The sequence below is a fragment of the Rhodobacter sp. 24-YEA-8 genome (genome assembly GCF_900105075.1).
Classification (GTDB): Bacteria; Pseudomonadota; Alphaproteobacteria; order Rhodobacterales; family Rhodobacteraceae; genus Pseudogemmobacter.
Window position 1 is genome coordinate 3,020,345 of the sequence record NZ_FNSK01000001.1, and the last position, 11,077, is coordinate 3,031,421.

10 protein-coding genes are annotated in these 11,077 nt (G+C 62.4%); 3 read left to right on the forward strand and 7 right to left on the reverse strand.

Annotated elements, in window-relative coordinates:
• Position 1: 1 nt before the first annotated feature.
• From hisD to BLW25_RS14655, 6 genes are all read right to left on the reverse strand, one after another.
• Complete coding sequence (gene hisD / locus BLW25_RS14630; RefSeq protein WP_092900273.1) at positions 2-1,327, reverse strand: histidinol dehydrogenase; 1,326 nt, start codon at positions 1,325-1,327, stop codon at positions 2-4.
• 20 nt (positions 1,328-1,347) lie between these two features.
• Positions 1,348-2,145, reverse strand: a complete 798-nt coding sequence (locus BLW25_RS14635) for an ABC transporter permease (RefSeq protein WP_092900274.1) — start codon at positions 2,143-2,145, stop codon at positions 1,348-1,350.
• The gene (locus BLW25_RS14640; protein ID WP_092900275.1) at positions 2,142-3,089 is read right to left on the reverse strand and encodes an ABC transporter permease; all 948 of its coding nucleotides are present in this window, start codon (positions 3,087-3,089) and stop codon (positions 2,142-2,144) included. The genes BLW25_RS14635 and BLW25_RS14640 overlap by 4 nt, the downstream gene beginning before the upstream one ends.
• Positions 3,090-3,236: 147 nt before the next feature.
• Positions 3,237-4,346, reverse strand: a complete 1,110-nt coding sequence (locus BLW25_RS14645; RefSeq protein ID WP_092900276.1) for an ABC transporter substrate-binding protein — start codon at positions 4,344-4,346, stop codon at positions 3,237-3,239.
• 37 nt (positions 4,347-4,383) lie between these two features.
• Positions 4,384-5,481: an ABC transporter ATP-binding protein gene (locus BLW25_RS14650; protein ID WP_253188473.1), complete on the reverse strand. Its 1,098-nt coding sequence runs from the start codon at positions 5,479-5,481 to the stop codon at positions 4,384-4,386.
• Between the two features lie 155 nt (positions 5,482-5,636).
• Positions 5,637-6,407: a glucose 1-dehydrogenase gene (locus BLW25_RS14655; protein ID WP_092900278.1), complete on the reverse strand. Its 771-nt coding sequence runs from the start codon at positions 6,405-6,407 to the stop codon at positions 5,637-5,639.
• A 146-nt stretch (positions 6,408-6,553) separates the two neighbouring features.
• On the opposite strand from BLW25_RS14655, the gene BLW25_RS14660 reads away from it, so the two are divergent.
• From BLW25_RS14660 to BLW25_RS14670, 3 genes are all read left to right on the forward strand, one after another.
• Positions 6,554-7,672, forward strand: a complete 1,119-nt coding sequence (locus BLW25_RS14660) for an aminotransferase class I/II-fold pyridoxal phosphate-dependent enzyme (RefSeq protein ID WP_092900280.1) — start codon at positions 6,554-6,556, stop codon at positions 7,670-7,672.
• A 348-nt stretch (positions 7,673-8,020) separates the two neighbouring features.
• Positions 8,021-8,806: a hypothetical protein gene (locus tag BLW25_RS14665; protein WP_143040521.1), complete on the forward strand. Its 786-nt coding sequence runs from the start codon at positions 8,021-8,023 to the stop codon at positions 8,804-8,806.
• A 412-nt stretch (positions 8,807-9,218) separates the two neighbouring features.
• A complete protein-coding gene (locus BLW25_RS14670; protein ID WP_092900284.1) occupies positions 9,219-9,656 on the forward strand; it encodes a TadE/TadG family type IV pilus assembly protein in 438 nt (145 codons plus the stop codon).
• A 27-nt stretch (positions 9,657-9,683) separates the two neighbouring features.
• Here the strand turns inward: BLW25_RS14670 and BLW25_RS14675 are convergent, their stop codons facing one another.
• Positions 9,684-11,018: a formimidoylglutamate deiminase gene (locus BLW25_RS14675; protein ID WP_092900285.1), complete on the reverse strand. Its 1,335-nt coding sequence runs from the start codon at positions 11,016-11,018 to the stop codon at positions 9,684-9,686.
• Between the last annotated feature and the right edge of the window lie 59 nt (positions 11,019-11,077).

Consider the following 11,077-nt stretch of genomic DNA (forward strand, 5'->3'; position numbering starts at 1 on the left):
CTCAGCCTTTCAGATATTGCTTGCGGATGTCGGAAACTGCATTGGCGTGATTGTCGAACCCCTCATAGCGCGCCAGCGTTCCGGCAGCCTCGGCCAGTTCCGGAAATCCCTTTGCCGTGACATAGCCGACCGAGGACCGGCGGATGAAATCGGTCACGGAAAGCGGCCCATAAGTGCGCGCTCCCCGGGAGGTCGGCAGCACCGCATTCGGACCGAGGCAGAAATTGCCGATCGAGACCGGCGTATGTGGCCCCATCAGGATCTCGGCGGCAGCGGTGATCTCGCCCAGATGCTCGAAGGGTTTTTCCGAAAGGAGCTGGAGATGTTCGGGCGCGTAATCATTGATGAAGGCATAGGCCTCGGCCAGGGTCCCGGTCACGAGGATGCCGCCATGGGTGCCGCACAGCACCGCTTTCGAGAACGCAACCCGCTGCTCGCTCATCCGCGACCAGTGTTCCGGCAGCGCGGCCAGCGCCTCATCGGCGACGCGGCGGGAATTGGTCACGAGCCAGGCGGAACTGTCGGGCCCATGTTCTGCCTCGATCAGCAGATCCAGCGCGGCGAGGCCGCCATGCACGGTGTCATCGGCGAAGATGATCGATTCCGACGGGCCGGCGGGCAGGCCGGGGTCGATCACGCCCGACAAGAGGCGCTTTGCCGCCACCACCCAGGGGCTGCCCGGACCAACGATCTTATGGCAGGGCCGCACGGTTTCGGTCCCATAGGCCGCCGCAGCAACCGCCTGAGCACCGCCGGCCTTATAGACGGTCTTAACCCCCGCGAGCCGTGCCGCCACCAGGGTCGCCGCATCGACCTTGCCGCCCGGGATCGGTGGCGTGAAGATCGCGATATTCGGCACCCCCGCCACCACCGCCGGAACGCCGGTCATCATGGTCACGGACGGGAAGGAACCCTTGCCCCGCGGCACATAAAGCGCGACCGAATCGATGGGGATGAACCGATCCCCGGCAAAGGCGCCGGGACGGATTTCCTTCAGCGTCATCGGCTCGGGCAGTTGTTCCTCATGGAACGACCGGATGTTCGAAATCCCCAGCTCAATCGCGCGGATCACCTCGGGTTCGACCAGGGTGAAGGCCTCGTCAAACTCGGCCTCGGTGACCTTCAGCTTTTCCGCCGTCAGCCCTTCGGCCTTGTCGAAACTCACGCCGAATTCGACCAGCGCCGCATCGCCGCGCGATTTCACCGCCTCGATGATCGCGGGAACCTTGTCGAGGAAGCCCGACAGATCGGTCTCGGATCGCGCGAAGAGCGCCTCACGTTCGGCCGAAGTCAGATCGGCCAGGATTTTGAAATTGACCTCAGCCATGGACAGGCCCTCTCGCATAGTCATTTGGATTTAAGAAAGATTTCCAGCCCGACGAGCTTGTCGAGCAGCCAGATCGCCGCCAGCGCAATCGCGATGAACACCACCGAGACGGCGGCCAGATCAGGCGTGATGATCGAGCGGATGGAGTTGTAGATCAGCACCGGCAAAGTGACGATGCGGGCATCAGTGAGAAGGAGGCTCACGAGGAATTCGTTCATCGCGAGGATGAACATCAGAAGCCCCCCGGTGATCACGCCCGGCATCACCGAAGGCAGCGTGACATGAAGGAAGGTCTGCACCCGCCCTGCCCCGCAATTCTGCGCCGCAAGCTCAAGATCCGGATCCAGCAGCACTGCCGAAGACGAGACCGACCAGATGATGAAGGGAAGGTTGATGACCGCACAGGCCACGCCCACCGGCCAGAGGCTGCCCAGCACATGCCATTCGCCAAAGACCAGCATCAGACCGATCCCAGATCCGATCAGCGGCACGGTGAAGGGCAGCAACAGATAGACCTGGATCGCCGTGGTAAAGCGCAGCCGGAACCGCGACAGCGCAAGGCCCGCCAGCGTCCCCACGGGCACTGCGACCAGGGTGCAGATCCCCGCGACGATCAGCGACCGCAGAAAGGCCTGCTGCAGGTCGCGGGCCAGCGCGATTTTCTCATACCATTGCAGCGACAGCCCTTGCGGCGGGAAGGCGACCATATTGCCGGCGGTCAGGCTCGCCCCCAGCACCACCAGCGTCGGCAGCGAAAGCGTGATGATGGAAAACCAGACCAGGCTCCAGACGGTGATTTTCTGGCTGAAGGACATCATTTGCGGCCTCCCATCGCGAGGGTTCCGGCACCGAAGATCATGAACACCAGGCCCACCAGCACCGACCCCGCCGCCACCAGCATCAAAGCCAGCGCCGAACCAAGCCCCTGATCGGCGGTGCGGAAAAACTGGTCATAGATCGCATTGGCGATGAAATCCTGACCTCCGCCGCCCAGCATCGCCGGCACCGCGAAATCGGTAAGCGCCAGGGTAAACACCACCAGCCCCGCCCCGATCAGCCCCGGCTTCGCCATGGGCAGCAACACATGCCACAGTATCCGCGGCCAGCTTGCGCCCAGCGACCCGGCGGCGGTTTCGGTCTCTTCCGGGATCGCGGTCAGCGCCGGCACCAGCAGAAGCACGGCGAAGGGCAGCATATATTGCACCAGGCCAAAGACCACCGCGCCGTAATTGAACAAAAGCCGCATCGGGGCCACGCCGACCAGCGACATTGCCTCATTCACCATGCCGGAATTCCCGAGGATGATCAGCCAGCCATAGGCGCGCACCACCTGGCCGATGAAAAACGGCAAAAACAGCGTGATCAGCAGCGCCTTGCGGATCCAGGACTTTTTCACCCGGACCAGCGCATAAGCGTAGGGAAACGCCAGGATCAGCGTCAGAACCGTGGTCAGCAGAGCGGCCGACAGCGATCGCCAGGCCACCGTCAGATAGGTCGACGAGACCAGCGCCTTGCGGTAATTCTCAGTCGACCAGTCCTCCGACATCAGAAAGGTCGACGTGTCCAGCGTCCGGAGCGAGGCGTCGGCGATCTGGATCAGCCCCAGCACCAAAAGCCCGACCAGCAAAAGCGCGGGCGCGATGAACAGCCAGCCGGTATGGCGCGACAGGCGGCGCGGCCAGACCAGATCGGCAATCCGCTCCACCGCATCCATCAGGCGCCAGTGCAGCGGGTAGCGAAACTCGGGAGAGGGGTTCGGCATCGGCTCTATCCGGAAGGGTCACCCCACCCGCCGGGTGAACCACCGGCGGGCAGGCGCGGGATGGGGGGTCCGGGGGGCTTGCCCCCCGGCCTGCGCTGACGGTGCCCCCTGGCCTTCAGGCCTGGGGAGAGCCGTCAGCCCCCCTCGTTATCCCTGCATGATCTCTTTGAACTTCGAGAACCATTCGCTCTCATTCTCGACCTGCACCTTTGTCGAGATGCGGATCAGATGCGACATCTCTTCCGGCGTATCCGGGTAAGACGGATCGTCCAGCAGATCCTCCGGCGGCGTCAGCCCCGGCACAACGCCCGGCAGCCCCAGCCCGTCACACCAGACCTGTTGCGCATCCTTCGAGATGGCAAAATTGATATATTCCTTCGCCCAGTAGAGCTCGTTCTCGGGCAGGCCTTTCGGAATCCAGAGCCCGTCCGTGTCGAACTTCGCGCCCTCTTCCGGCACGGTCCAGGCCAGATCGACACCATTCTTCTTCGCTTCGCGCGCATTGGTCGAAATCGTGCAGGCGATGTCGATCTCGCCATTCTGGAACCAGGCGGTGAAGTCGGGGTCTTCGCCCAGAAGCGGCTGCTGCTGTTTCACCTGGGCGATGAAATCCCAGGCCGCCTGCATATTGCCCGGAATATCCTCGAGCTTGCCGCCGCCCGCCACCTGGGCCGGGAAATGGAAGCCGATCCCGTCATTGTAAAGCGCGATCCGCCCCTTGAATTTCGGATCCAGCAGCGCCTTCCACGAGGTCGGCGCGCCATCCGGGAACGCCCCGGGCCGGTAGGCCAGCACATAGACATAGCCATAGGTGTTCACGATCGGATATCCGTCGAGGCCCACCGGCTTTGCCAGGTCGGTCGTATTCGCAAGGTTCGCCAGGTCTGACAGATCCTCGGTCACACCGCGCAGCGCCGATTTCGTCGCATTGGTGGTGGTGTCCCAGTTGATATGGATCGGCGGCACGCGGCCCTGTGCGACAGCTGCCCAGACCTTCGGCTGGATCTCGTTATCCTCGGTCAGGTCATGACGCACCTGGATGCCGGTCGCGGCGGTGAACGGGTCAGAGACGCCTTTCTTCAGCGCCTCTACCCAGGACCCACCCCAGGCCCGCACGATGATCTCGGCGGGTTTTGCCGGTGCATCCTGCGCCATCAGCCGCCGCGCCGGCAGCGATCCGATCAGCGCCGCTGCCCCTGCAGCAGCCGTTCCGCGCAAAATCGCGCGGCGATTGGGGCGATAAACAGGGTTCGACATGTCTCAGGTCTCCTTGTTGATATGGCTTGCCGCCTGTTTAGCGGTCTTTTGCGGGAAAGATCAGCAGGTCTCTTGCAGTCCAGCCGACCGAAACTGTTGCACCCCGCGCATAGGGCGCATGTTCTGCCGGATCATGGTGAAAAACCTGTATCGTGGTCGCAAGCGCCGGCAGGGTGACAAAGTATAAAAGCCGCTCGCCTTCGAAAATCGTATCGCTGACCTGGCCTTCCAGCACGCTATCGCAACCGGAAAGCGCGTCGCCAGGCGCCGCGATCCGCACCTGTTCGGCCCGGATCGCCCCCCGCGCCTCGGCACCCGGCGCGATATCGGCCACGGCCTGGCCTGCACAATCGGTTCCATTCACGATCAGACCCGTTTCTGTCCGCCGCCCGGTCAGAAAACTCGACACGCCGATGAAATGCGCCACGAACGGGTTCGCGGGGTGTCGATACATCTCGACCGGCGCGGCATGTTGCTGGATCTCGCCCTGGTCCATCACGATGATTTCATCCGAGACCACCAGCGCCTCGCGCTGATCATGGGTCACATTGATGGTGGTGACGCCCAACTCTTTCTGAATACGGCGAAATTCCAGCTGCATCTCTTCGCGCAGCTTACGGTCCAGCGCCGCCAGCGGCTCGTCCAGCAGCAAAAGCTCCGGCTCGAATACCAGGGCCCGCGCAATGGCAACCCGCTGCTGCTGGCCGCCCGAAAGCTCATTGATCCGCCGTTTCGCAAAGCCACCCAGCCGCACCAGATCCAGATATTGCGCCACCCTTCCCGGGATCTCACGCGGGTTAAAGCGCCGCATCTTCAGCGGGAAGGCCACGTTTTCCTCGACACTCATATGCGGGAAAAGCGCCAGTTTCTGAAACACCATACCGACCGAGCGACGATGCGGCGCGACCGCATCCGCCGGCTTGCCGCCGATCAGGATCTCGCCACGCGTCGGCGTCTGAAAGCCCGCAATCATCCGCAAGAGTGTGGTCTTCCCCGATCCCGACGGGCCGAGAATGGTCAGGAACCGCCCGCGCGCAAGGCTGAACCCGGCCTGTTTCACCGCCAATGCGCCGGTGCCGAAATCCATATCCACATTCCGCGCCACCACGGCGTCAGACGAGCCCGTAGCGCTCATTTCTGCGTTGCTCCTGCCTGACATTTCCGTAGGTCCTCACCCATCGCATCGCGCCTTCCGCTGTCTTTCTTTCCCTTGACCGGTATAAGGTATATACCTGACAAGGGTTTCGGCCCGGATTTTACAGCATCACGCCTGTATTTCAGGCAGATGGCTCAGATCGAGGCCAGATACCCGCCGTCAATACCGATACATTGCCCGGTGATATAGGCCGAAGCGTCCGAGGCGAGGAAAATCACCGCGCCGATCAGATCGGCGCCTTCGCCAAAGCGGCGCTGCGGGATCTTGTCGAGCATCGCTCCCGCCCAGGCCTCGTTCTGGTAGAACACTTCCGTCATCTCGGTGCGGAAATAGCCCGGCGCGATGGCATTGACCCTTACGCCGCGCGCCGCCCATTCCGATGACAGCGCCCGCGTCATGCCCAAAAGCCCCGATTTCGACGATCCGTAAGGCGTGGCGGTCGGCACGCCCACATAAGAGGTCAGCGAACAAAGGTTAATGACCGCACCGCGCCCGCGCTCCAGCATGCCCTTCGCCACCGCCTGGGTGGTGAAAAATGCGCCTTTGAGATTGGTATCAACGATCTTGTCCCAAAGCGCCTCGCTCACTTCGGTCGAGGGACGGATTTCCTCGACCCCGGCATTGTTCACCAGGATGTCGATATCCCCCTGGCCTGCAAGCGCGGGTTCGATGCCACGAACCTCACGCTGATCCAAAGCAAGCGCGGTGACCGTGCCGCCGGCGTCACGGATCAGCCCGACGGTCTCCTCAAGCGCATTGACGCTGCGGGCGGAAATCACCAGATCCGCCCCCGCTTTCGCCAGACCCAATGCCATGGCCTGGCCAAGTCCCCGGCTGGCGCCAGTCACAAGGGCACGGCGGCCGGCAAGAGAGAAGAGCGCGTTGACACTGGACGCGGTATGCATGGCGGGCTTCCTTTCATTGCCGGCAAGATTAACGATCCTGGCCGGAAGAGAGAACAGCAGACGGCACTCTTTACATGTATATACAAGAGACATAGCTTCGGCCTGGCTGTCAACCGCCCTCGCTCTCCGCTTTCCCCTGAGGCTCCATGACCGGATCTGCCCCGCTTCTGCGCCCCGAGCTGGCTGCGCTCAGCCCCTATAATGCCGGGCTGACCCCGGCCGCAGTCGCGTCGCGCCCCGGTGTGACCCGGGTGGCAAAGCTGGGTTCGAATGAAAATCCCGCCGGCCCGGCACCCGAGGTGATCACGGCTGTTCGTGAAGCGGCGGCCCGCATCGGGGCCTATCCCGATCCGGAGGGGCGCGATCTGATCGCCGCGCTGGCAGCGTTTCACGGGTTCAATCCAGAGTATTTTACCCTTGGAAACGGCTCTGAGGATCTGCTGGCGGTGCTGGCCCGCGCGGTTCTGCGGCCCGGGGACGAGGTGGTGACGCTGTTTCCCTCCTTCCCGCTGCATGAGGATTATGCGCTGGCCATGGGTGCGAAAGTCACGCGAATTGGGCTGACCGCAGCGGGAGAGATCGACCTGCCAGCCCTGCTTGCGGCTGTGTCACGGCCGGTGCGCCTTGTGCTTTTCGCCAATCCGATGAACCCGGCCGGCCTCTGGCTTGACGCTGTCGGGCTGCGTTCGGTGCTAGCGGCTGTCCATCCCGACGCGATTACCTGTCTGGATGAGGCCTATCACGAATATGCCTCGGCCCCCGGTGACGGGCCGGATTATGCCAGCGGCGCGCCCTGGCTTGCCACCCATCCCGGCGCACTGGTGATCCTGCGGACCTTTTCCAAGGCCTGGGGGCTTGCGGGTTTGCGGATCGGCTATGCCATGACCAACACCGCCGAACTGAAGCGCGGCTTTGATCTTGCCCGCACGCCATTCAATACGAATCTCCTGGCGCAGATCGCGGCGCGGTCCGCGCTGGATCATCCCGGCGCGATGCACCAGGCCGTCAGCCTCGCTGTGCTGGAACGTGATCGTATGGCAAAGGCGCTCCGGTCACTGGGGCTGCGGGTCCTGGCCTCGCGCGGCAATTTTCTCTTTGTCGATTGCGGGCGGCCTGCCAGTCTGGTTGCTGAGGGGCTGCTTGATCGCGGCATCATCGTGAAACCCTGGAAACAGAAGGGTTATGAGCACTGGCTTCGGGTTTCGACCGGGACGGCGGAAGACGGAGACCAGGTGCTGGCGGCACTTGGCGCGCTTCTCGCCTGACAGCCTCCGCCCGGGTACGGCCACCTGCTGACAGATGAGACAGCCGCGCTGCGTCTTCAGGGCGGCGTGGCTTAGGCCGGCCTTATCCTGGTATCCCAACTTACCCGGATCATCATAGGATTTTCTAGGCTTAACAAAGTGTTGATCAAAGCAGGCTTCCCTTCTGCCGCGCGCTCGAAGTAGCGCGCTTCGTCCTTTTCCGGCGAGGCACAGCCGGCTGAAGAGACCTTAAGCCAAACATCTTTCACAAAAGTTGACGCGTTTCTTGCCGGACCGGACCGCCAATACCCCTGGCGACGTTGACATTCTATAAAGCTGTGCCGCGCAGAATGGGGCTGCCCGAGGTGCATGAAAGCGATTCCGATGCTGCCTTTCTTTTCAGGAAATCTGCCGGTCGATCGCCTGATGGCGCCGGCCGCCTTTGTCGCGAGTTCTCATGAGGTCGGGTCCGGCAGGCTGAGCCCCAATGTTTCGGGCGCAAAACTCATAAAGCCTGAAAAACCCGGCTCGGCGGTTTTCCTGTCAGACCCTTCGATTGACGTACCCGACCTGCCGGAAATGCGCTGTCTATATATAGCCGGGCGCAAAGTCGGATCCACTTCGATATCTGATGGCGCGGGGGTCATTGTCGCAATGCTGTCGGGCGACAATTCCACCATCGTGAACCTGCGCGAAGCCGTGACCGGTGCTCAGGTCAAGCTTCAGATCCGGATCGAAGAGGTTTCTCGCAGCAACAGCGAGGATCGCGGCAACAGCCTGAGCGCCAACCGCAGCGACATGCGTCAATCGATCCGAAGCTTTCCCCGGCTGAAAGCGCATTCCCTGATCGGGGCCCGGTTCCGCTCATCGCGGTTGGCGCGGGGCGAGACGGATAGGGGCAGCGGGTTAGAACAGGCGGTGGCCTGCAGGCTGCTCCCTACAATCACGCCGGGTGAAAAGAGCAGCGCACACAGCCGCTGCGGCGGCATCATTCCGAAATCAGATGGGGGTGGGTCATGCGCAAACCGTTGTACCTCGCCGATGCAATGCTCGCCGCATATACCAAGACACCACTTGCGCACATATCGGATCGCCAGGAGGGCATGGCCGCCGGAGCAATGCTTTCCTGTCACGTCGCGCGTGGCAGCCACTTAATCGACAACGCCAATCGCTGCAGGATCCGCTATTTCCCTGCCACTCCCGGATTGCGCCGCGAGGACATGCATGTTGTCGAGATGCCAACTGCCCGCGGAACTGCAACCGCGGGACGTCGGAAAGAAATGCGGGTTTTGCCCGCGTCCGCTCCCGCGCGCCTGAGCATATTCGCTGAAATGGGTTTAGAGGGCGCAGGAGCAATTTTGGATCAGGGCATCATCGGGGGCATCCGGGTGCTCAGCACAGCATCCACGTGCAGGGCCCGCGCGACGGAGACGGGCTGCGCAAATGCCCGGAGCCACGGGCGAAGGGCTGCAATCCCGGAGGATGCAATATGTCCAATCAGGCGCAGCCAATTCGGTTCTGCACCGAATAAGACATTGATCTAGATCGCAATTTCTGGGAACCTGCTATGACCGGTCGCCCGTTGCTGAGATTTTTCCTCCGCTCAGACGCTGCGGTGACGACGGAATTCGTGATCATCTTCCCGCTCGTGCTGGCGCTGATTTTCCTTATCGTCTTTATCAGCATGTATATTTCTGCAGCCAGTGATCTGCAGCAGGTCGTGCACGAACTTGCCCGCTATTCCTACCGCTATACAGGCCGGCCCGAAGCGAACCAGCTCTGCGCGACCCTTGAACGCGACGCCGTCCCAATTCTCGTCAATGCCAGCCTGCTTCTGCATCCCGAGAATTTCACGCTTATCTCGTGCAGCCCGCCTCAGGGTCCGGACAGGATTATTGTCATCGCAGCCAGCTATGATTTCGCGGGCAGTTTCGTGCAATCCGTTGGCCGGACATTGGGGCTGAGCATCGGAACGATCACCCGTCAGTCGCTGTTCATCCCGTGACCCGCATCACAGCAGCCTGTGACAAGGTCAGGCCAGGACCGCGCGCAGCGCTGATGCATATGCCGCTGCAACGGGGCCGCGCAAAATATGTTCCCCGCCCTGCACAACATGAGCGCCAAACGCCCAGACATCAGCGACCCTCAGGTCTCGACCAAAGATCCAGCGATCCATGATCTGTTCCGTGGCAAAACCCGGCCCCAGCGGATCGGTCAGGGCCACAAGATCCGCATCTGCGCCCGGCGCGATCTGCGGCTTCGCAGCTGACAGCGCCTGCGCCCCTCCCCTTATTGCCGCTGCAAAAAGGGCAGCGCCAACTGAGCCGCCAGCGGTCATAACATTGCGTGCCCGCGAAGCCAGTCTTTGCGAGTATTCCAGCTGTTTCAGTTCCCCCGCGACGGTGATCTCGACATTGCTGTCAGTGCCGATCCCCCAGGCGCCCCCCGAAGTCTGATAATCCGATCCCGGAAAGATCCCATCGCCCAGATTGGCCTCGGTCAGTGGGCAAAGGCCAACAACCGCACCCGAAGCCGCAATCGCCCTGGTCTCGGCGCTGGTCAGATGTGTCGCATGAATCAGACACCAGGAGGGATCGACCGGCGCCTGATCCAGCAGATATTCCACCGGGCGCGCGCCGCAAAAGCCAAGGCAATCCTCAACTTCCTTCACCTGTTCGGCGATATGGATATGGAAGGGGCGATCCGGGAAATCTGCCGCCAGCTGCCGGATTTCAGCCATGCTTGCCGCGCGCAGGCTATGCGGCGCGATGCCCACCCGATCCTGTTCCCGTCTCAGGGTCTCACAATGTTCAACCAGCCGCGCGAAAGCGTCATAGCTGTGCAGAAAGCGCCTTTGCCCCTCGCCCGCCGGGGTCTGGCCAAAGCCACCATGCGCGTAGAAGACCGGCAGATGGGTCAGCGCGATGCCGGTATCCCGTGCTGCCGCGAAGATCCGGCCCGACATCTCGGCAGGGTCGGAATAGGGGCGGCCGTCCGGCGCATGATGCAGGTAATGGAACTCTCCCAGCCGGGTGTAGCCCGCCTCGAGCATCTCGACAAAGGCCATGGCCGCGATGGCCTGCATCTGATCCGGGGTCAGGCTGAGGGCGAAACGGTACATCATCTCGCGCCAGGTCCAGAAACTGTCCGGACCGGCGCCACGACGTTCCGTTAACCCCGAAAACCCGCGCTGAAACGCATGGCTGTGGAGGTTGGGCATGCCGGGCACCAGAATCTCCGCACTGTGATCACCTGGCCGCGCCGCCACCTGGCTTTCGACCGTTACGATCCGCCCCGCCGCCGTCGTCAGCCGGACATCCTCGGCCCAGCCGCCCGGCAGCAAAGCCTGTTTTGCATGGATCGCCATTCACCCCTCCTGCCCGGTCCGAGAAACCGCTTCCCTTTTCATCTCATTATGTATATACC

Excerpts from the sequence above, each read along its gene's own strand:
- BLW25_RS14650 (WP_253188473.1), bottom strand. The coding sequence starts at position 5,481 with ATGAGCGCTACGGGCTCGTCTGACGCCGTGGTGGCGCGGAATGTGGAT.
- BLW25_RS14660 (WP_092900280.1), top strand. The coding sequence starts at position 6,554 with ATGACCGGATCTGCCCCGCTTCTGCGCCCCGAGCTGGCTGCGCTCAGC.
- BLW25_RS14640 (WP_092900275.1), bottom strand. The coding sequence starts at position 3,089 with ATGCCGAACCCCTCTCCCGAGTTTCGCTACCCGCTGCACTGGCGCCTG.
- BLW25_RS14670 (WP_092900284.1), top strand. The coding sequence starts at position 9,219 with ATGACCGGTCGCCCGTTGCTGAGATTTTTCCTCCGCTCAGACGCTGCG.
- BLW25_RS14675 (WP_092900285.1), bottom strand. The coding sequence starts at position 11,018 with ATGGCGATCCATGCAAAACAGGCTTTGCTGCCGGGCGGCTGGGCCGAG.
- BLW25_RS14665 (WP_143040521.1), top strand. The coding sequence starts at position 8,021 with ATGAAAGCGATTCCGATGCTGCCTTTCTTTTCAGGAAATCTGCCGGTC.
- BLW25_RS14655 (WP_092900278.1), bottom strand. The coding sequence starts at position 6,407 with ATGCATACCGCGTCCAGTGTCAACGCGCTCTTCTCTCTTGCCGGCCGC.
- hisD (WP_092900273.1), bottom strand. The coding sequence starts at position 1,327 with ATGGCTGAGGTCAATTTCAAAATCCTGGCCGATCTGACTTCGGCCGAA.
- BLW25_RS14635 (WP_092900274.1), bottom strand. The coding sequence starts at position 2,145 with ATGATGTCCTTCAGCCAGAAAATCACCGTCTGGAGCCTGGTCTGGTTT.
- BLW25_RS14645 (WP_092900276.1), bottom strand. The coding sequence starts at position 4,346 with ATGTCGAACCCTGTTTATCGCCCCAATCGCCGCGCGATTTTGCGCGGA.